Here is a 20,728-nt window from a genome sequence, read left to right on the forward strand (position 1 = left end):
TTTTGAAAGAGGATTTTCATGACCGTTTATCGCACTCTCGCCTCGTTGTCGGTCGCGTCGACCGTATTGTTCGCGCTCGCACCGCAGGCTCTCGCCGATGTCAACGCCGATGCGGTGTTCGACGGCCTGAAGCGGCAGATGGCCCTGCAGGGCGCGCAACTTGCCGCGGAATCGGTCGAACTGCGCGGCGGAGACGACATCGTGCTCTCCGGGGTCTCGGTCAATGCGCCGAGCGGCGAACAGGCCTTTAAGATCGACATGATCCTGCTCGAGGATGTCGCGGAAGCCGATAACGGCGCCTATGTGATCGGCCGGATCGCCGCGCCCGCCTTCACCAGCGAGAACGACGGCTACACGCTCGCCTTCGAGGGCGCGACGGTCGAGGGCTACTACGTGGCCGGGCCCGAAGAAACCGACCCGATCGCCAAGGCCGGGGTTTACAGGGGCGTCACGATCGGCGGGATCGCGGTCGCCAAGGGCAGTGCGCCGATCTTCACGCTGGACGGCATGACCGCCACCATGAGCGAATACAAGCCGGGCGGCACGATGGAATACGACGTCGACGTGAAAGATTTCACGGTCGACTTCAACCAGATCGACGATCCGAAGACCCGCACGGCGATGACAGAACTCGGTTACGGCACACTGACGGGCCGGGTCACCGGCGAAGGAATGTGGGACACCTCCACCGGCGATGCTTCGATGGTCCAGTCCATCGTGATCGACGAAGCCGCAACACTGAACATGGACGTCGCGGTCGGCGGCTACACGCCGGAACTCGTCGCAGCCCTGCAAGAGATGAACGCACAGATGAAGGACCAGAGCGACGAAGCCGTCGGGCTCGCGATGCTCGGCCTGATGCAGCAGTTGCAGATCGGAAATATCTCGATCGAACTGGTCGATGATTCCGTGACCGGACGCGCACTCGATTTCGTGGCCAAGCAGCAGGGCACGAACCGCGCGAACATCATCGCACAGGCCAAGGGCACCCTGCCCTTCGCGCTGGCACAGCTGAAGAATCCGGAATTCGCCGCCAAGGTTTCGGCCGCCGTCGGCGCCTTTCTCGACAATCCCGGCACGCTGAAGATCGCCGCGAGCCCGGCAAACCCGGTTCCCGTGGCGCAAATCATGGCTGCTGCGATGACGGCGCCGCAGTCGGTGATCGGCGTCCTCGGCGTCACGGTCTCGGCGAACGAATAGAGCGATCGGCAATCGAGGCCCGGCGGGCGCTTCCGCCGGGCTCAGCCGTTCGTCAGTTCCTCGACACAGGTTTCCAGAATCAATTCAGCACCCTGGCGAAAAAACCTGAAGTTCTCCGGCGGCACTTCGCCGACATGGATGAAGCCGCTCATGCGCGCGTCCACCGCCCGGCACAGCCCGGCGGCTGAATGATAGAAGACATAGTTGCAGAGATAGCCGCCGGCATCGTCCGACCACGAGACGATATGGCCCTGCCCCTCGAGCGCCTGTGCGATGCGTGAGAGCGGCAATGTCGATTCGACATGGTCGGCTCCGGGCAATATCGGCGATGGATCGGGACGCGTGCCGGCATTGTCCGGCTGCGGCGATGCAATCGCGTTGCGCGCCAGGCGCTCCAGCCGGAAACCTTCGGTTTGCCTCGCGAGGCCGAAATGGATCGCAATGTCAGGGCGGAAGCCGTTGCCGGCTTCTTCGAGTGCGGGAATTGCACGGCTGTAATCGACAGGCAGAACCGCGAAACGGCACTCGACCTTCCGACCGGCCAGCGGCGGCTCGGCCTCGAAAGCGCGGATCAGATGCTCGGTCGGATTTTCCGGCGCGCCCGGAAAGGGCGTGAAGCCGGTGACAAGGAGGCGGATCGTCATCACTCAGCCGCCTCCTCTTTCGTTTAGGAGCCTGCCGCTCAATCCTTGACGGGCGGGACAGCGCGCAGATGCAGTTCGCGCATCTGTGCCGGCGACGCCGGTGCGGGCGCGCCCATCAGAAGGTCTTCGGCCTGCTGGTTCATCGGGAACAGCGTGACCTCGCGCAGGTTCTTCGCGCCGACCAGCAGCATGACGATACGGTCCACGCCGGCAGCCATACCGCCATGCGGCGGCGCGCCATAGTGGAACGCCCGGTAAAGACCGCCGAAGCGCTCCTCGACCACTTCCGCGTCGAGCCCGACGATGCCGAACGCCTTGACCATCACCTCCGGCAGGTGATTTCGGATGCCGCCGGACGCAATCTCGAAGCCGTTGCAGACGAGGTCGTACTGCCACGCCTTGATGTTGAGCGGGTCTTCGTTTTCCAGAGCGCCGAGGCCGCCGCGCGGCATGGTGAAGGGGTTGTGGCCGAAATCGACCTTCTTTTCCTCTTCGTCCCACTCGTAGAACGGGAAGTCGACGATCCAGGCAAGTTCGAAGCGGTCGCGGTCGATGAGATCGAGTTCCTCACCGGCGCGGGTGCGCGCATCACCGGCAAAACCGGCGAATTTCTTCGGATCGCCGGCGGCGAAGAAGCAGGCGTCGCCCGGCTTCAGGCCAAGCTGCAGGCGGATCGCCTCGGTGCGTTCCTCGCCGATATTCTTGGCGATCGGACCCGCGCCCTCGACCTTGCCGTTCTCCTCACGCCAGAAGATGTAGCCGAGGCCCGGCTGGCCCTGCCCCTGCGCCCAGGAGTTCATCCGGTCGCAGAATGCGCGCGAACCGCCCGTCGGCGCGGGAACCGCCCAGACGGCGCCGCGCGGGTCGTTGGCGAGGATGTTGGCGAAGACCTTGAAGCCGGAGCCGCGGAAATGCTCCGAGACGTCTTCCATGACGATCGGGTTGCGCAGGTCCGGCTTGTCGGTGCCGTATTTCAGGATCGCCTCGTCATAGGGAATGCGCGGGAACTCGCCGGTTACCGGCTTGCCCTCGGCGAATTCCTCGAAGACGCCGCGCACGACCGGTTCCATCGCGTCGAACACGTCATCCTGCTCGACGAAACTCATTTCGAGGTCGAGCTGGTAGAACTCGCCCGGCAGGCGATCGGCGCGCGGGTCTTCGTCACGGAAGCAGGGCGCGATCTGGAAGTAGCGGTCGAAGCCGGAGACCATCAGCAACTGCTTGTATTGCTGCGGCGCCTGCGGCAGCGCGTAGAATTCGCCCGGATGGATACGCGACGGCACGAGGAAGTCGCGCGCGCCTTCCGGAGAGGACGCGGTGAGGATCGGCGTCTGGAACTCGGTGAAGCCGGCCTCGTTCATGCGGTTGCGCATGGAGGAGATCACCTTCGTGCGGGTGACGAGATTCTTGTGCAGCGTCTCGCGGCGCAGATCGAGAAAGCGATATTTCAGGCGGATGTCTTCCGGATAGTCCGGCTCGCCGAACACGGGCAGCGGCAATTCGGCCGCTTCCGAGAGAATTTCCATCTCGCGGGCGAAGATCTCGATCGCGCCAGTCGGGAGGTTCGGGTTCACCGTCTCGTCGGTCCGCGGCTTGACCTCGCCGTCGACGCGGATGACCCACTCGCCACGGACTTTCTCGGCCGTGGAGAAACAGGAGGAATCCGGATCGGCGACAACCTGGGTCACGCCGTAGTGGTCGCGCAGGTCGATGAAGAGGACGCCGCCGTGGTCGCGCACGCGATGGACCCAGCCGGAAATGCGCACGGTCGACCCTGCGTCGGCCTTGCGGAGGGCTCCACACGTATGGCTACGATAACGATGCATTGAATTCTGCCTTTGTCAGCTCGACGCGGTTGCGCGCCGAAGTTCCTGGTGTGCGGGAAATCGCGCGGAAAAGCGCATGGGCGGCACGATTTGTCAAGGCAAGCCCCAGTGCTGAACAAGCAATCGACAAACAAGGGCGTCGGAGCTAAAGACCGTGGCCATGAAGACCATAGAAACAACGGAAGAACTCGCCGCCACCTGCGCGCGCCTCGCCGATCACCCCTATATCACCGTCGATACGGAATTCATCCGCGAAACCACGTTCTGGCCGGTGCTTTGCCTGGTCCAGGTGGCCAGCGCCGACGAAGCCGTTCTGATCGACCCGCTGGCCAAGGGGATAGACCTCGCGCCGCTGTTTGCCCTGATGGCCGACCGCAACGTGCTGAAGGTGTTCCATGCCGCGCGCCAGGATATCGAGATATTCTTCAATCTCGCCGGAGCGGTGCCGGAGCCGATCTTCGATACGCAGGTTGCCGCGATGGTTTGCGGATTCGGCGACGCGATCGCCTATGACCAGCTCGTCAAGCGCATCAGCGGCGCGCATATCGACAAGTCGTCGCGCTTCACCGATTGGCGGCAGAGGCCGCTGAGCGAGCGGCAGCTTTCCTACGCGCTGGCCGATGTGACGCACCTGCGGGACGTCTACGAGCATCTTTCGGAGCAGTTGAAGACGGAAAACCGCGAGCACTGGGTCGCCGAGGAGATGGGCGTTCTGACCGCGCCGGAGACCTACGACCTGCAGCCGGAGGACGCGTGGCAGCGTCTCAAGCTGCGCGTGCGCAAGCCCGTCGAGTTGCAGATTCTCAAGAATGTCGCCGCCTGGCGCGAGACCGAGGCGCGCAACCGCAACCAGCCGCGCCGGCGCGTACTCAAGGACGACGCCGTCTACGAGATCGCGCAGCAGCAGCCGCAGTCGCCGGAGGCGCTGGCCAGGTTGCGATCGCTCAACAAGGGCATAGAGCGCTCTTCCCTCGCCGCACCGCTGATCGAGGCCGTGATGGACGCGCTGGCGATGGACAAGCAGGACCTGCCGCCTATCCCGCGTCCGCCGGCGTCACCCGAAGGCACGAGCGCCGCTGTCGATCTCCTGCGCGTGGTCCTGAAGCTCACCGCGGAGGAACAAGGCGTCGCCCAGAAGATCATCGCCACGACCGACGATCTGGAGAAGATCGCCATTCATGGCGAGGATGCCGATGTCGGGGCGCTAAAGGGCTGGCGACGGGAAGTGTTCGGCGACAAGGCGCTGCGTACGGTGCGCGGCGAACTGGCCATCTGCTTTCAGGAACGCAAGCTTTCCATTCTCGACGTCGGCTGACCGGCGTCAGACGTCGACGACGAGCGATATCTCCCGGCCGATCGTCTTGGCGAGTTGGTTGACGCGCCCGAGTGGCCGTGCGCCGTGCAGTTCCGCCAAACGGCGCGGCAGGACGAGCTCCATGGAGCCGTCCGGTTTCTCGCGCCAGGTGACATCGCCAATGACCCCGGGCATCGCCGCCGTGAACAGGTAGGCGACGCGGAAGAACGCGCCGAGATAGCGGCTGCGCTCCCAGATGCGATCACTGGTGATCAAGCGGATTTCCGGCGCCAGCGTGCCCGATTTCAACCCGTCATGGCGGAAATAGTTGGCGAGCGCGATATAGGCGCGGCCTGGATGGTCGATCTGGGTGAAGGATCCGTGGGCGATCACGTTGAGCGCCTGATCGCCGCGATAGTCTGGATGGGCGCGCCAGGAGATGTCCGCCAGCCGGCATGCGGCCTCGCGATAGCGACGCTCGTCCTCGGTCTCGTCGATGCCGAAGGCCTTGAACGCCTTTCCGGTCCAGTCCGCCAATTCGCGGGCATGGCGCGGCGAGCGCGAGCGCAGAATCGACAGCTCCTCCGCCGCCTCGATGAGGGAATCGCGGTTGCGCTGATGCTCGTCGAGAAGGCTGTAAAGATAGCCCTCGCGGACGCCGGCCGAGGAGAAGATGACCTTCGCCGGCTTCATGGCGCGGATCAGTTCGGCGAGCACGATGGCGCCATAGGGCAACAAGGCGCGCCGCGAGCGCGAAACGTCTTCGATGCCCGGAAGCTTCTCGACATTGTTGCGGCCGACCTTCTTGAGGAAGCCCGTCGCCTTCGCCGCATCCATCTCGTAATGATGCGTCACGTATAGCGGGTATTTCTTCGAGGCCATGTGCAACTTGGCGAGGTTTCGCCATGTGCCGCCGATCGCGTAGAAATTGCGGCCGCTTCCGTCCTTGAGGAAGGCCGCCTTTTTCAGGTCTTCGCGCGCGATCAACACGGCTTTTTCGTAGTCGCCGGCAGCACGTTCGGAGAGGCGGATCACGCCGATGGGCATCGTCATGCCGTCGCCGATATGCTTGCCCTGCATTTCGACCACTTCGAGGCTGCCGCCGCCGAGATCGCCCATGATGCCGTCGATGTCACGAAAAGCGGACTGGATGCCGTAGGCTGAATAGAGAGCCTCCTCGCGGCCGCTCAGCACGGTGATCTCCTGGCGAAGGATGCTTTCGGCCTCCTCGATGAAGGCTGCGCCGTTGCCGGCCTCGCGAGCGGCGGCCGTCGCGAGGATCATCAGCCGCTCCACGCGCGCCTGGTCGGCAAGTGCGCGGAACCGGCGCAACGCCGCCAACGCGTCGGTGACCGCGCGCGGGTCCATGTTGCCGGTTTCGGCGATACCGCGACCGAGGCCGCACTGGACTTTTTCGTTGAAGAGGACGGAGGGCGCGCGCACGAGCCCCTCGTAGATCACCAGACGAATCGAATTCGATCCGATGTCGATGACAGCGATCGGATGCCTGTTACGCAGGCGTCCCTGGGCGTCTTCGGTTTCAATCAAAATTCAGGTCCACAACCGAATCGCGGGTCTCAGGTCGAGTTCTTTTCTGCCCGTTTTTTATGCGCGATCAAACGGGGCGCCGAAGATTTCAACGACTTTCCGCGGCCGGAGAGGCTCGGATTGGTCATGAAATATTGCTGGGCGTCGAAAGATTGCTCGTTCTTCGACGGAATCATGCGGCGCGAATTGCCGTCCGGCAGCAGTTCGAAGCTCTGCTGGTTGTCGAGGAGGTTGGCGAGCATGATCTGGCCGAGCACCTGCTCGCGCACCGTTGGATTTTCCAGCGGAACCAGCGTTTCGACGCGGCGGTCCAGATTGCGCGGCATCAGGTCGGCGGAGCCGATATAGACGATCGCGTCATCCGACGGCAGGCCGTGTCCATTGCCGAAACAATAGATGCGGCTGTGCTCGAGGAAGCGCCCGACGATCGATTTGACGCGGATGTTCTCCGAAAGACCCGGCACCTGCGGGCGCAGGCAGCAAATGCCGCGCACGACCATGTCGATCTGAACGCCCGCCGCGCTTGCGTCATAAAGCGCGTCGATAATTTTTGCATCGACCAGCGCGTTCATCTTGAACCAGATCTCGGCCGGCCGGCCGGCCTTGGCGTGCTCGATCTCGTCGGCGATGTGCTTGAGAATGCGCTGGCGCATGAAACGCGGCGAGACCGCCAGCTTCAGGTCAGAGCCCGGATCGGAATAGCCGGTGATGAAATTGAAGACATATGCAACGTCACGGGCGATGACCGGATCGCAGGTGAAGTAGGACAGGTCGGTATAAATCTTGGCTGTGATCGGGTGGTAGTTGCCGGTGCCCAGATGGACATAGTTGCGCAGCTTGCCATCCTCGCGGCGCACGACCAGCGACATCTTGGCGTGGGTCTTCATTTCGAAGAAGCCGTAGACGACCTGAACGCCCGCGCGTTCCAGATCGCGTGCCCAGCGGATATTCGCTTCCTCGTCGAAGCGTGCCTTCAGCTCGATCAGCGCGGTGACCGACTTGCCGGCCTCCGCCGCATCGATGAGCGCGCGGATGATCGGGCTGTCCTTTGAGGTGCGGTAGAGCGTCTGCTTGACCGCGAGCACGGCCGGGTCCTGCGCTGCCTGACGGAGGAACTGCACCACGACGTCGAAGGACTCGTAGGGATGGTGGACAATGATGTCCTTCTCGCGAATCGCCGCGAAGCAATCGCCATTGTGATCGCGGATCCGCTCGGGAAACCGGGCCGAATACGGTGCGAATTTGAGATCGTCGCGATCGACGCCGACGATCTCCGACACCGTGTTCAGCGCAAGGAAACCCGGCTGCACGCTGACGCGGGTTTCCGGGACCTCAAGTTCATGGGCGACGAATTCGCGAAGGCCTTGCGGCATCTCGTGATCGAACTCGATGCGGATCACCTGCCCCCGGCGGCGGCGCTTCAGCGCGGTCTCGAACAGGCGCACGAGGTCCTCGGCTTCTTCCTCGACCTCGATATCGCTGTCGCGAATGATGCGGAAGGTGCCCTTCCCCTTGACCTCGTAGCCCGGATAGAGCGTGGCGATATGCAGCCCGATGATCTCTTCCAGGCTGATGAAGCGAAAGCGCGAGCCCTCGGTCGGAATGGAGACAAAGCGGTCGAGCGCGACCGGGAAGCGCAACAGGGCGTTCATCTGCTGCCGGTTCTGGCGATTGACCAGTTCCAGCGCGATCGAGAAACCAAGATTGGGAATGAAGGGGAACGGGTGCGCCGGATCGATCGAGAGCGGCGTCAGCACCGGGAAAATGGTCTGCAGGAAGTGCTCCTCCAGCCAGATGAGATCGTCCTTTTCGAGCTGTTCGCTGCGCACGATGGCGATGCCCTGCGCCTCGAGTTCCTCCTGAAGCTCGGCGAGAACGATCTGCTGTTCGGTCTGCAAGCGACCGGCCTCGTCGAAAATCGCCTCGAGTTGTTCCTGCGGCGTCAGGCCGTCGGAAGACCGCTCCACGATGCCTTCACGCACCTGACCGGCAAGACCGGCGACGCGCACCATGAAGAACTCGTCCAGATTGTCGGCCGAAATCGACAGGAAGCGCAGACGCTCCAGAAGCGGCTGGTTGGCGTTGCGGGCCTCGTCGAGCACGCGCCAGTTGAACTGCAGCCAGGAAAATTCGCGGTTCACGAAGCGGGACGCATCATTCCTCGTCGCGATCGGCTCGCCAGACTCCGGCGTTTCCGGCTGCAGCTGCGTGCCGATCGTGTGAAGCGTGTCGGTCATATTGCGTCCAAGGATCCTGGTTCGTGCGGTTGTGGCAGTTCGGTGCGCCACTTACGCCCGAAATGCCACGGAACCGTGACACAGTCGAGCATGCGGAGCGTACAACAAAGCGACCGAAGCGCCTAGAATCCGAACTCGCCCTGGTTAACATCGTCCTCGCGGACGAAAGCGGCGGCGAATGACCGCGTGATCCGCGCCTTGCGGGCCAATGACGCCTTGTCCAGCCGGTCCACGATACGCCTCGCGCTGGCGAGGGATCGCTCGATGCGGCTGGCCAGAAAACGGATCACGGACGGATCGACCGCAATCTGCCGGTCGGCGAAGAGCTTGGTCATCACGCCGGTCAGCAGTTCGTCGTCGGGTTCGGCGATCTCGACCGTCGTGGCGGCCTGAATTCGCGAGCGAAGATCCGGCGTCCGGATGCGCCATGCACCCGGCCAGTGCGCCGACGTCATCAACAGGCTGCCGCCATTGGCGCGCACGGCGTTCATCAGGTGAAACAGCGCGTCCTCGTCGAATGTCTCCGGCTCGATACCGTCGAGCAGAACCGGCAAGCCGTCCTGCGCCGCGTCGAGGTCGGCCGACGTCAGACATGCCGGGTCGGCCTCATGAGCACCCGCCATTTCGCGCCAGATCGTCGCCAGATGCGTCTTGCCCGAACCGGGCGGACCGGCGACGACAACGAACGGACCGGGCCAGTTCGGCCAGCCCTCGACCAGCAAGACCGCCGCGCGATTGGCGCGCGTGACGATCAGGTCGTCGCGCGCCATCGAGCCGGACAGGCCGAGATCGAAAAGGAGTTGGGCGTCTTTGTCCGTCATTGCATCGGGCATTGGCCGTTCATCGCGGCCCAGCATTACTCATCGGCCGGCGTCACCCGCTCGGCGGGCTCCGAATCGCCGACATAGAGGTCCGAGTCCAGATATTTCTCCAGTGCGAAACGCACCAGAACGCCGATCGCGGCCGCTGCGGGAACGGCGATCAACAGCCCCGTGAAACCGAACAGCGCGCCGAAGGCGAACAGCGCAAACATCAGCCAGACGGGGTGCAGGCCGACGCTGTCGCCAACCAGCTTGGGCTGGAGAATATTGCCCTCGATCGCCTGTCCGACGAAGAAGACGGCAGCGACGGCGACAACCATGATCCAGTCCGGCCAGAACTGAACGAGGGCGACACCGATGGACAGAACGAGGCCGACGAGCGACCCGACATAGGGAATGAAGCTGATCAGTCCGGCGAACAGGCCAATCAGAAGCCCGAAGTTCAGGCCGGTGATGGTCAGTCCGATCGCGTAGAACAGGCCGAGGATCAGGCAGACCGTGCCCTGCCCCCGCACGAAGCCGGCAATCGTCTTGTTGATATCGCGACCGAGGCGGCGAACGCTGTCGATATGATCGCGCGGCACCCAGCCATCGACTTTCGCGATCATCCGGTCCCAGTCGAGCAGCATGTAGAAGGCGACGACCGGCGTCACGATCAGCAGGCCGGCGACATCGATGACCGCCTTGCCGGATGACCAGATGCCCTGAAACACGGTCGTCACGAAGCCGGCGCCCTGCTTGAGCAATTCGTTGAAGCCGCTCTGGAGGTCCTCCGAATTGATGCCGACATAATTGGCCAGCCAGCCGGTTTCGAGGCTGACTTTCGAAAGCAGCCCCTGCAGACTCGATATGTAGCTCGGCAAATTGGAAAATAGGCCATTGGCCTGCGTCACCAGGATCGGCACGATCACCGCGAGCGCGATCACCAGCAGAACGACGAAACCCAGCAGGATTACGATCGTCGCGGCAAGACGCGAAAAGCCCCGCCTTTCCAGGAAATCGGCAACCGGGTCCATGAAATAGGCCAGCGCCATGCCGGCCACGAACGGCAGCAGGATCGACCGGAAGACATAGACGAAGAGGATAAAACCAACGGTCGCCCCGAGCCAGAAGAGGGCCTGGCGTTTCAGATTGGCGGTGGAAAGATGCTTGGTCACGTGAGCCTGTCCGTCTGTTCCGCGTATCCCGCCTCCCGACCGCCGAGACTGCGTATCAAAAGGCGACTGTAAGCCGCCGCCGAGACCGCGATCAGGATGACGACAAGCGCGATCAGACCATAATTTACAGCCGGAATCGACCACTCAAAGGCGTTTGCCGCCAGAAGCCAGCCTGCCATGGCGGTCAGAACCGCCGTGTTGATCTTGGAAATCGGCAGAGGCCGGATCGCGCCCGCCTTTCCGCGCGCCGCCATGAGGCCCGCACCCGCCAGAATCGCGATATCGCGCGCGACCACGAGCACCAGCAGCCAGACCGGGACGATGCCGACAATGGCAAGAGTCGCGAAGACCGCGATGGTCAACGCCTTGTCCGCCAGCGGATCGATATAGGCTCCTAGCGCCGAATCCTGATGGAAAAAACGCGCGATGAGCCCGTCGACCCCGTCGGAGATACCGGCAATGGCGAAAAGGACAAATGCCGTCATCCAGGCGCCCTGCAGCACCGCCTGGACGATGAAGGGTATCATCGCCATGCGCGCGACAGAGATCGCGTTTGGTATTGTCCAGAATCGCGTGGTCATCGATATCCCGTCTTGTTTTCTGTCATATAGATATGCGCGGCGACCTGCGCAAAAGCCTTTCTCACAATGCTCGGGAAATTGCTGTGGCAGGCTCCCGCCGGGCACTGGAAAGACCGCCTGTGCCGTGCAATAGAGCGCGCAGGAAACCTAGTGCGGGACAGGCGCAGCCATGTCGGACTCATCGCAAAACACGGACGGCAAGAACGGCCTCTCCTACGCCGATGCGGGCGTCGACATCGATGCCGGCAACGCGCTGGTCGAGGCGATCAAGCCGTTGGTGAAATCGACGCGCCGGTCCGGCGCCGACGGGACGATCGGCGGGTTCGGCGGATTGTTCGACCTGAAGGCGGCCGGTTTTTCCGACCCCGTGCTGGTTGCGGCCAATGACGGCGTCGGCACCAAACTGAAAGTCGCCATCGAGGCGAAGATCCACGACACGGTCGGGATCGACCTCGTCGCAATGTGCGTCAACGACCTGATCGTGCAAGGTGCGGAGCCGCTTTTCTTCCTCGACTATTTCGCCACCGGCAAGCTCGACGTGAAGCAAGGGTCTGACATCGTCTCCGGCATCGCCGAAGGCTGCAGGCAGGCGGGCTGCGCGCTGCTCGGCGGCGAGACGGCGGAAATGCCCGGCATGTATGGCGATGGCGACTACGACCTCGCCGGCTTCGCCGTCGGCGCGGCGGAACGCGGCACGCTCCTGCCGACGGCCGATATCGCGGAGGGCGACGTGATCCTGGGGCTTGCCTCGGACGGTGTCCATTCCAACGGCTATTCGCTGGTGCGGCGTATCGTCGAGATGTCGGGCCTCTCCTACGGGGCATCTGCGCCGTTCGACAAGGAACGTACCCTCGGCGAAGCGCTTCTCGACCCGACGCGCATCTATGTGAAGCCGGTTCTGGCAGCCATTCGCGAAACCGGCGCGATCAAGGCGCTGGCGCATATCACCGGCGGCGGGTTCCCGGAAAACATTCCGCGCGTGCTGCCCGACGGCATGGCCGCAGAGATTGACCTTTCCGCGATCCATGTGCCGCATGTCTTCGCCTGGCTCGCCGCGCAGGGCGGCGTTGCGCGCGACGAGATGCTGCGCACCTTCAATTGCGGGGTCGGGATGATCGCCGTCGTGTCGCCGGAGCACAGCGAGGCCGTGGCCGAGGTGCTGGAGCGCGAGGGCGAAACCGTGACCCGCATCGGCGTCATGACACGCCAAGACGGCGCGCGCGTTTCCTATACCGGATCGCTCGACCTTTGACCGATACGCGAAAAAAGACCGCCGTGCTGATCTCCGGCCGCGGCTCCAACATGGAAGCGCTGATCCGCGCATCGAAAGCGCCGGACTACCCCGCCAAGATCGTGCTCGTGATATCCGACAATCCGGATGCGGGCGGGCTGGGCACCGCGCGCGGCGAAGGAATTCCGGCGCGGGCGATTTCACGCAAATCCTACGGCTCGAAACACGCGCATGAGCAGGCGATCCATGATGCGCTGGAGGAGTTCGGCGTCGAGATTGTCTGCCTCGCCGGCTTCATGCGACTGCTTACCGGCGAATTTCTCGAGCCGTGGGACGGTCGTATCATCAATATCCACCCTTCCCTGCTGCCGAAGCACAAGGGGCTCGACACCCATGCGCGTGCGATCGAGGCGGGCGACAGCGTGCATGGCTGCTCGGTGCATCATGTCACGGCTGGAATGGACGAAGGCCCCGTGATCTGTCAGGCCGAAGTGCCGATCCTGCCGGACGACACGGCGGATACGCTTGCCGCGAAAGTGCTTGTCGAAGAGCACCGTATCTATCCGCTGGCGCTGGAAAAGATCGCCCGCTCAATCCAGGACTAATCGCCCAAAGCCGCCCTTACGTAGCCGTTAGCGTTGCGTTGGCGAGGTTTCTTGCTATGAACGCCGGGCTTTGCGGAGGAACAGAGAATGCCCCAACCCCTCGTGATGATCGCCGGCGGCGGTATTGGCGGCCTTGCGACCGCGTTGACGCTCAACCAGATCGGCGTGCGCTGCGTCGTGTTCGAATCGGTGCGTGAACTGCGTCCGCTCGGGGTCGGGATCAACATCCAGCCAAACGCCGTGCGCGAGCTCTACGATCTCGGCATCGGGCCGGACGATCTCGACAAGGTCGGCGTGCCGGCACGGGAATGGGCGCTGGTCGGGCTGAACGGGAACGACATCTATTCCGAGCCCCGCGGATTGCTTGCCGGCTACAACTGGCCGCAATACGCCGTGCATCGCGGCCTCTTTCACGTGATGCTGCACGACACGTTCGTCGCCCGGGCGGGCAAGGACGCCGTTCGGTTGGGATGTCGCGTATCCGGATATGAGAACAATGCCGACGGCAGCGTGACGGCGACAATCGACCATGCCGACGGCTCGACATCGCGCGAGACCGGTACGCTGCTGATCGGCGCGGATGGTATCCACTCGGCGATTCGCGCGCAGATGCATCCCGACCAGCCGCCGATCCACTGGGGCGGCGCGATCATGTGGCGCGGCACGACGCAAGCAAAACCGATCCGCACGGGGTCGTCGTTTGTCGGTCTCGGCACCCACAAGCAACGCATGGTGATCTATCCGATCTCGCATCCCGACCCGGAAACCGGGCTCGCCACGATCAACTGGATCGCCGAGGTGACGGTGGACAATTCCGAGGGCTGGAAGAATTCCGGTTGGTTCAAGCCGGTAGAAATCGACGATTTCATCCAGCATTTCGAGGGCTGGACCTATGACTGGCTGGACGTTCCCGCCCTGCTGAGGGGCGCCGATATCGCCTACGAGAATCCGATGATCGACCGCGACCCGGTGTCCACCTGGCGTGACGGCAATGTCGCGCTGATGGGGGATTCAGCGCATGCGATGTATCCGACCGGCTCCAACGGCGCGAGCCAGGCGATCATCGATGCGCGGGTTCTCGGCACCTGCCTGCTGGAGCACGGGGTGACCCCGCAGGCGCTTGCCGCCTATAATGAACAGTTGTGCGGGCCTGTCTCGGAGCTCATCCTGCGCAATCGCGGTGCGGGACCTTTCGGCCTCCTCAACATGGTCGATGAACGCTGCGGCGGCGAGTTCGACAATATCGACGATGTGATCCCGTCCGACGAGCGCGCGGAATTCATGGCGAAATACAAGGCGGCCGCCGGCTTTGCGATCGAGAAGCTGAACAGTTCGCCGCGGACGATTGCCGAAGGCGCTACGGTCGAGCAGGCCGAGAAGGTTTGAAGACCTAAAGCGCCCTCACCCAGACTTTGGCATCGTGCACAGCCGCACCGCCATAGGGTGCGACACTGTCCGCGCCGGTCAGCGTGTTGATGCCGCAGCCATTGAGATGCGCCTTGTTCGGCCACAGGCCCTCGGCGATCAGGGTGCCGCGCCCCGGCCGATCCGAGATCTTCAAATGCAGGTGGACCTCACCGCGCGTATTGCCGAGCGCGACCGGCATGCCGTCCAGGAGACCGTGTAAGGCCGCATCGTCGGGATGGATCATGACTTCAGGCCTGCGTTCCTTCTTCACCGACCCGGGCGTTTCCTGGAAGGTGGAATTCAGGAAGGATCGCGCCGGCGACGTCGCGAGACGGAACGGGTGTTCGGTGTCCGGATCCTCCGTGAGATCGAGGTAATCGGGGAATGCCGGCAGCCGACCCGCCGGGCCTTGCGCTCCGAGCACCTCCGGTGGCCGAGTGGGCGACGGACCCGTCATCCAGTCCGGCGAAAAGCGGAATTTGCCATCGGAATAGCCGAAGCCTTTCACGAAATGCGAGGTTTCGAAATCCGGCTGGACATCGATCCAGCCCTTTTCGCTCAGTGTTTCGTAGGTCTCGCCGCAGGGCGCAATGACGGCGTCGATCAGTTCACGCTCCGTCTTGCCGAAGCCGGCCATATGCGAGACGCCGAGCCGTTTCGCCAATTCCTCGAAGACGAAGTGATTTGGCCGGGTTTCACCAGGCCCATCGATCAGTTTCGGGCCAAGCATCACGTGCTGATGGCCGCCGCCCTTGTAGATATCGTCATGCTCCATGAACATCGTTGCCGGCAGCACGACATCGGCCAGCTCCGCCGTGTCGGTCATGAATTGCTCATGGACCACCGTGAAGAGATCGTCACGCATCAGCCCCTGCCGAACCAGAGCCTGTTCCGGCATGACGTTGGCCGGGTTGGTGTTCTGGACCAGCATGGCGGTCACCGGCGGGCCACCATGAAGGGCTTCGGCGTCACCGGTCAGCACGCGTCCGATCTTGGACTGGTCGAGCCAGCGAATGGCGGGATCCGCATGGGCAGCGCCGATCAGTTCGCGCTTGTCGAACCGGTAGATATCGCCATTGTTGTGAAATGCGCCGCCGCCTTCATGCTGCCAGGCGCCAAGCACGGTCGGCACGCAGGCCGCCGCATGCATGGAGACCGCGCCGTTGCGATTGCGGGTGAAGCCGTAACCGAGCCGGAAGAAGGTCCGTTTCGTCGTGCCGACCAGTTTGGCGAAGGCCTCGATGTCCTCGACGGCAAGGCCGGTGATCGCCGCGGCCCATTGCGGTGTGCGAGTCTGCAAATGTGATTCAAGTTCCGCCGGCTTGTCGCTGAATTTTCTCATGAAATCGCGGTCGGCGTAGCCGTCACGAAACGCTACATGCATGACCGCGCAGGCAAGCGCCGCATCCGTTCCCGGCCGAAGGACGAGGCCCATATCGGCCTGGGCGATCGTGTCGTTGGCGTAAATGTCGATGGCGACGATGGTCGCGCCGCGTTCCTTGCGTGCCTTGATCGCGTGGGCCATCACATTGACCTGGGTGGCGACCGGATTGGTGCCCCAGATGACGACGCAGTCGGATTTCGCCATCTCGCGCGGGTCGGGCCCGGCGAGCCTGCCAGTTCCCATGACGAAGCCCGTCCAGGCCATGTTCGTGCAGATCGTGTCGAACTGGTTGGAATAGCGCTTGGCGTGGCGCAGACGATGAATGCCGTCTCGCTGCACCTGACCCATGGTCCCGGCGAAATAATAGGGCCAGACGGTCTCCGAACCGAATTTTTCCTCTGCAGCGAGAAAGCGTTCGGCCACGAGGTCGAGAGCGGCATCCCAGGACGCCTGCCGCCACTCCCCGGCCCCCTTGGCGCCGCTGCGGATGAGCGGATGCAGAAGCCGGTCCGGATGATGGATACGTTCGGCGTATCGCGCCACCTTGGCGCAAATGACGCCGTCGGTGTAACTGTTGTCCCTGGCGCCGCGCACCCGGCCGATACGCGTGCCGTCGGCGACCTCGACTTCGAGGGCGCAGCAGGACGGGCAGTCATGCGGACAGGTGGAGCGGAATGTGTCGATCTTGGGCGCGATATTCATGGCGGAAAGACTAGCCTGATGGCGCGTGGCGCGATAGGAGCGATGCCATGAATTATCGCCACATATTTCACGCCGGAAATTTCGCAGATGTGTTCAAGCACATCGTGCTGACCCGCGTCATCGCCTACATGCAGCGCAAGGAAGCCGCATTCCGCGTGCTCGATACCCATGCCGGTCTCGGTCTCTACGACCTGTCGTCCGACCAGGCGCAGAAGACGGGCGAATGGAAAACGGGAATCGGCAAGGTTCTGGATGCGGCGGACAACGCCCCGGCCGATGTTCGTGAATTGCTCGCGCCCTATCTCGACGCTGTTGGTTCATTCAATCCGGAAGGCGGCCTGACGCAATATCCGGGTTCGCCGATGATCGCGCGCGCGATGTTCCGCAACCAGGACAGGCTGACCGCACTCGAATTGCACCCGGAAGACTTCGAGGTCCTCCATTCTCATTTCGAGGGCGACTTCCAGGCACGTGTCACAAAGCTGGACGGCTGGCTCGGCATCAAGTCCCACCTGCCGCCGAAGGAACGCCGGGGCATCGTGCTCGTCGATCCGCCTTTCGAGGTCTATCACGAGTTCTTCAACATCCTCACGGCGTTGAAAGACGGCCACAAGCGGTTCGCGACAGGTACGTTCCTGCTCTGGTATCCGGTCAAGCACCGCAAGGGTATTTCGGAATTCCGGGACGAACTCAGGGCGCTGAAGATCCCGCGAATCCTCGATACCTCGCTCGAGGTTCGTTCGTCGGGCGCCGATGTGCGTTTCGACGGCTCGGGCATGATCGTCGTCAATCCGCCCTACGCGCTGGAATCGGAATTGCGCACGATTTTGCCATGGCTGGCTTCCGTGCTGGAATTCCGCAAGGGATCGGGAAGTTACGCGATCAATTGGCTCGCCGGCGAATAGCGTTTTTCACATTCCGACTGTGACATCACTGCCATAGGTTGCGGGGTGACTGCCGAAGGCGATTGGGGTAATCAGATCGGCAACGGATTGCGCAAGGAGACCTCGCAATGACCACCCGGATTTCTTCTGCCATTCGCGGCGTCCTTGCCGCGGCAGTGTTCGCAACAGCTCCGATGACCGCGCTGGCTGCCGATCTGATCGCGCCGGGTGGCTCCTATGTCGTGGCCCAGCCCGACTCGGCATGCGCCAAGGATTCCTATCTGAAGTCGATCGAGCGGCGCTTCCGCATCCAGGCGCGCGAAGTCCACCACTGGCCGGAGTTGTCGATCTCGTCGATCACGCAGATCCGCGAAAACCGCTATGTGCCGAGCTCCGAGCGCGCCCGCGCGGTCGACCAGCTCTATTGCCGCGCATCGGCTACGACCTCGGATGGCCACAACCGCACGCTTTGGTATCTGGTGGAATTCGGCGCCGGTTTCGCTGGCGCGTTCGGTGACAATGTCGAGTTCTGCCTTTCGGGCCTCGACCGCTGGAACGTCTATGACGGTTACTGCCGGGTTCTGCGCTAAGCTATCCCTGTCCATCTCATGCGTTTGCTGACCCGCATCGCGGCAGGTTTCGCGACGGCTGTCGCCCTCGCCGGGTGCGAGGAAGCGGGATCGGTCGGTCCGATATCGGCCGCCGAGACATTAGAGGTTCCCCTCGGCACCGGTTTCGATTTCTATGTTCTCGCCCTGTCATGGTCGCCCAGCTACTGCGCGTCCTTCGGCGACCGTGCCAACCGGCAGCAATGCGAAGCTGACGATCCCTTCGGATTTGTCGTGCATGGCTTGTGGCCGCAGTTCACGACCGGTTATCCGACGGAGTGCCCTACCGACCGGCCGCTCGGCGTATCGCGCGTACTGTCCGATTCGATGCTCGACATCATGCCGTCGACGGGCTTGATCCGTCATGAATGGCGCGAACACGGCACTTGTTCGGGCCTGTCGCAGGAAGACTACTTTATCGCGACGCGGATGGCGTTCGAAGCGATCGCCATTCCGGCCTCCTTCGCTGCCGCCAGCAGTATCCGGACCGTCGATCCCGATACGGTCGAGGATGCGTTTGTTTCCGCCAATCCCGGCATGCCGGGCGACGCGATCGCCGTGACTTGCGACCGGCGGTATCTGCGCGAGGTGCGCATCTGCCTGTCGCGCGATCTCGCCGGGTTCGTCGCGTGTCCGGAAGTCGATGCGAACGCCTGCTCCAAGGATGGCGCGGTCATGCCGGCTGCTCGCTGAGCAGCGCCATTCCGGGGCTTTGCCGGCCTATTCCTCGCCGTTTTCGTGGTTTTCCTTGACAATCGGGCCGCTCGAATCACCAGAGTGTTTCTTGCGATCCGCGGCGCCCTTGCCGTTATCATCGGACTTCTCGCGGCGAGCTTCGCGGTTTTCCTCGGCAATCGATTCGCTGTTATCGTCCGGTTTCATGTTTTGCTTCTCCTGGTGCTGCGTGCGACTACCGTCGCGCCACCGTTTCGACTGCAGAGGAAACGTGTTCCGGAACGCTCCGTTCCATCTATAAGGGAAACACAGCCCGTTCATTTCGGGGTGCCGGCGGCGTCTGCCGCCATCTGACAAAGGAAGAAGATCACCCATGCCACGCCTGCTCTATTCGCCCGCCTCCCCCTACAGCGCCAAGGTCCGCATGGCGGCCGCGTGGCTCGACCTCGGGATCGAGCCGGAGACCGTGAACACGAATGACGAACCGGCCCTGCTGGTCGAGAACAATCCGCTCGGCAAGATCCCGACCCTGATTCTCGACGACGGCTCGGCGCTGTTCGACAGCCGCGCGATCATGCAGGAACTCGATCGCATGAGCGGCCGCAGGCTGTTTCCGCGCAACGCGGCGAAGCGGATGGAGGCCGAACGGATGGAGGCGCTTGGCGACGGGCTGTGCGATTGCCTTCTTGCGCAGGTGTACGAGAAGCGCTTCCGGCCGGAAGAGAAAGTGCACCAGCCATGGCTCGATCTGCAGGCGCGCAAGGTGACGCGCGGTCTCGACTGGCTCAATGACAACGCACCGCGCGTGACAAGCAAGCTGACCGGAGGGCAATTCGCCGTCGCGGCAATGCTCGGATATCTCGACCTGCGGTTCCCCGACCTCAACTGGCGTCGTGGCCGGCCGAAGCTGAAACGCTTCGAGGACCGGTTCGCGAAGCAGTTTCCGGAATACGAGACGCTAAAGTCGCACGGGTAAAAAAGAAAAGCCCGTGCGGATCGCTCCGCACGGGCCCGTGTTGCCGGATTGCGTCCGGGTTAGAACTTCAGGCCGATACCGGCTTTCACGCTGTGCTCGTTGAAGCCGGACGAGACCGTCGAGCCACCGAGATCGTAATCCTTCGCGCCGTAGTCCGAATAACGGTATTCGAGACGGCTGAAGACGTTGTCGGTCAGCAGGGCCTCGGCGCCAGCGCCAACGGTCCAGCCGAGATGGGTGTTGGTGTCGCTTCCCACCCCGTCGTCCATTTCGTTGTTGGCGATAGCCAGACCGGCGGTACCGTAAACCATGAACGGATCAACAGCGTAGCCAAGGCGGCCACGCACCGAACCGAACACACCACGGTCAACGTCATTGGCGCCGTCCGAACCGGTTGCGCCGGAATAGCCGACGTCACCTTCCGCACCGTAGACGAAGGCACCGTTCTGGAAGTTCACGCCGGCAAAGGCGCCACCGTTCCAGCCGTCGGCGTCGATATCGCCCGTATCGGCGTCGAACCGGGCCCAGTCGTAACCGCCGAAGGCACCAACATAGACTCCCGACCATGTGTCGGCCGGAACGATATTGATCGGGGCGGCCATCGGCGGCTCTGGCGGCGCCTCGACGGCATCCGCGGCCAGGGCGGCGTTGCCGGCGAGCGCCACGATGGCGATTCCTCCGGCCAATTTTGCAAACATACGCATGTCACTCTCCTTGAAGGTCGTCTGTATCGCGCCCGATGCTTTTGCGTTTCGGACGCTTCGTGCCCCAAACTCCCTGCCGAAGATTTCGTTCCCGATTGCGGCGATTGCGTTGCTGGATTGAGGAGATTCAGTGGCCGAAAAATGACAGTTCGGGAGTGTGTTCGACGCGCAACACCGCGGCGCTCCCTTCCTTCCTGAAATCCATGCCTATATAGACGAAACACGCTGTTTTCAGACGGACCTC

At 63.0% G+C, this 20,728-nt stretch carries 19 protein-coding genes; 9 read left to right on the forward strand and 10 right to left on the reverse strand.

All coding sequences use genetic code 11. The annotated features are described in order from the left end of the window. The first annotated feature begins 18 nt into the window (after positions 1-18). A complete protein-coding gene (locus LC343_RS09385; protein WP_223476865.1) occupies positions 19-1,200 on the forward strand; it encodes a hypothetical protein in 1,182 nt (393 codons plus the stop codon). A 41-nt stretch (positions 1,201-1,241) separates the two neighbouring features. On the opposite strand, the gene LC343_RS09390 is transcribed toward LC343_RS09385, so the two are convergent. Together LC343_RS09390 and aspS are read right to left on the reverse strand one after the other, a co-directional pair. Further along, entirely contained in the window at positions 1,242-1,844 is a 603-nt protein-coding gene (locus tag LC343_RS09390) for a pyroglutamyl-peptidase I (protein WP_223476866.1), read from the reverse strand. Positions 1,845-1,882: 38 nt separating this feature from the next. Continuing rightward, positions 1,883-3,670 (reverse strand): aspartate--tRNA ligase, encoded by a 1,788-nt coding sequence (gene aspS, locus LC343_RS09395; RefSeq protein ID WP_223476867.1) that lies wholly within the window; start codon positions 3,668-3,670, stop codon positions 1,883-1,885. Between the two features lie 160 nt (positions 3,671-3,830). Here aspS and rnd point away from each other — a divergent pair, with 160 nt between their 5' ends. Next, the gene (gene rnd, locus LC343_RS09400) at positions 3,831-4,985 is read left to right on the forward strand and encodes a ribonuclease D (protein ID WP_223476868.1); all 1,155 of its coding nucleotides are present in this window, start codon (positions 3,831-3,833) and stop codon (positions 4,983-4,985) included. 6 nt (positions 4,986-4,991) lie between these two features. Here rnd and ppx read toward each other — a convergent pair whose 3' ends face one another. The 5 genes from ppx to LC343_RS09425 all read right to left on the reverse strand — a co-directional run bounded on the left by ppx (position 4,992) and on the right by LC343_RS09425 (position 11,308). Next, positions 4,992-6,512, reverse strand: coding sequence for an exopolyphosphatase (ppx, locus tag LC343_RS09405; protein WP_223476869.1), 1,521 nt, complete (start codon positions 6,510-6,512; stop codon positions 4,992-4,994). Positions 6,513-6,541: 29 nt separating this feature from the next. Next, complete coding sequence (locus LC343_RS09410) at positions 6,542-8,749, reverse strand: RNA degradosome polyphosphate kinase (RefSeq protein ID WP_223476870.1); 2,208 nt, start codon at positions 8,747-8,749, stop codon at positions 6,542-6,544. 122 nt (positions 8,750-8,871) lie between these two features. Next, entirely contained in the window at positions 8,872-9,582 is a 711-nt protein-coding gene (locus LC343_RS09415) for an HdaA/DnaA family protein (protein WP_223476871.1), read from the reverse strand. A gap of 23 nt (positions 9,583-9,605) precedes the next feature. Then, entirely contained in the window at positions 9,606-10,727 is a 1,122-nt protein-coding gene (locus LC343_RS09420) for an AI-2E family transporter (protein WP_338018577.1), read from the reverse strand. Further along, positions 10,724-11,308 (reverse strand): CDP-alcohol phosphatidyltransferase family protein, encoded by a 585-nt coding sequence (locus tag LC343_RS09425; protein ID WP_223476872.1) that lies wholly within the window; start codon positions 11,306-11,308, stop codon positions 10,724-10,726. Before LC343_RS09425 ends, LC343_RS09420 begins: the two co-directional genes overlap by 4 nt. A 169-nt stretch (positions 11,309-11,477) precedes the next feature. Here LC343_RS09425 and purM point away from each other — a divergent pair, with 169 nt between their 5' ends. The 3 genes from purM (at position 11,478) to LC343_RS09440 (ending at position 14,530) form a co-directional block, all read left to right on the forward strand. Beyond that, a complete protein-coding gene (purM, locus tag LC343_RS09430; RefSeq protein WP_223476873.1) occupies positions 11,478-12,560 on the forward strand; it encodes a phosphoribosylformylglycinamidine cyclo-ligase in 1,083 nt (360 codons plus the stop codon). Then, a complete protein-coding gene (gene purN, locus LC343_RS09435) occupies positions 12,557-13,144 on the forward strand; it encodes a phosphoribosylglycinamide formyltransferase (protein WP_223476874.1) in 588 nt (195 codons plus the stop codon). The genes purM and purN overlap by 4 nt, the downstream gene beginning before the upstream one ends. 87 nt (positions 13,145-13,231) lie before the next feature. Then, on the forward strand, positions 13,232-14,530 hold the full coding sequence (locus LC343_RS09440; RefSeq protein ID WP_223476875.1) for a flavin-dependent oxidoreductase: 1,299 nt from the start codon (positions 13,232-13,234) through the stop codon (positions 14,528-14,530). Positions 14,531-14,534: 4 nt separating this feature from the next. Here the strand turns inward: LC343_RS09440 and LC343_RS09445 are convergent, their stop codons facing one another. Continuing rightward, entirely contained in the window at positions 14,535-16,637 is a 2,103-nt protein-coding gene (locus LC343_RS09445) for a molybdopterin-containing oxidoreductase family protein (RefSeq protein WP_223476876.1), read from the reverse strand. Between the two features lie 47 nt (positions 16,638-16,684). Between LC343_RS09445 and LC343_RS09450 the strand changes: the two genes are divergently transcribed. The 3 genes from LC343_RS09450 to LC343_RS09460 all read left to right on the forward strand — a co-directional run bounded on the left by LC343_RS09450 (position 16,685) and on the right by LC343_RS09460 (position 18,822). Continuing rightward, a complete protein-coding gene (locus LC343_RS09450) occupies positions 16,685-17,542 on the forward strand; it encodes a 23S rRNA (adenine(2030)-N(6))-methyltransferase RlmJ (protein ID WP_223476877.1) in 858 nt (285 codons plus the stop codon). 107 nt (positions 17,543-17,649) lie between these two features. After that, the gene (locus tag LC343_RS09455; protein ID WP_223476878.1) at positions 17,650-18,111 is read left to right on the forward strand and encodes a hypothetical protein; all 462 of its coding nucleotides are present in this window, start codon (positions 17,650-17,652) and stop codon (positions 18,109-18,111) included. Between the two features lie 18 nt (positions 18,112-18,129). Continuing rightward, entirely contained in the window at positions 18,130-18,822 is a 693-nt protein-coding gene (locus LC343_RS09460) for a ribonuclease T2 family protein (RefSeq protein WP_223476879.1), read from the forward strand. Positions 18,823-18,849: 27 nt separating this feature from the next. Here the strand turns inward: LC343_RS09460 and LC343_RS09465 are convergent, their stop codons facing one another. Further along, complete coding sequence (locus LC343_RS09465) at positions 18,850-19,179, reverse strand: hypothetical protein (RefSeq protein ID WP_223476880.1); 330 nt, start codon at positions 19,177-19,179, stop codon at positions 18,850-18,852. On the opposite strand from LC343_RS09465, the gene LC343_RS09470 reads away from it, so the two are divergent. Further along, positions 19,178-19,780: a glutathione S-transferase family protein gene (locus LC343_RS09470; RefSeq protein WP_223476881.1), complete on the forward strand. Its 603-nt coding sequence runs from the start codon at positions 19,178-19,180 to the stop codon at positions 19,778-19,780. The genes LC343_RS09465 and LC343_RS09470 overlap by 2 nt on opposite strands. Before the next feature lie 59 nt (positions 19,781-19,839). Here the strand turns inward: LC343_RS09470 and LC343_RS09475 are convergent, their stop codons facing one another. Beyond that, positions 19,840-20,484, reverse strand: a complete 645-nt coding sequence (locus LC343_RS09475) for an outer membrane protein (RefSeq protein WP_223476882.1) — start codon at positions 20,482-20,484, stop codon at positions 19,840-19,842. Positions 20,485-20,728: the final 244 nt, after the last annotated feature.

Source organism: Oricola indica, assembly GCF_019966595.1.
Lineage (GTDB): Bacteria > Pseudomonadota > Alphaproteobacteria > Rhizobiales > Rhizobiaceae > Oricola > Oricola indica.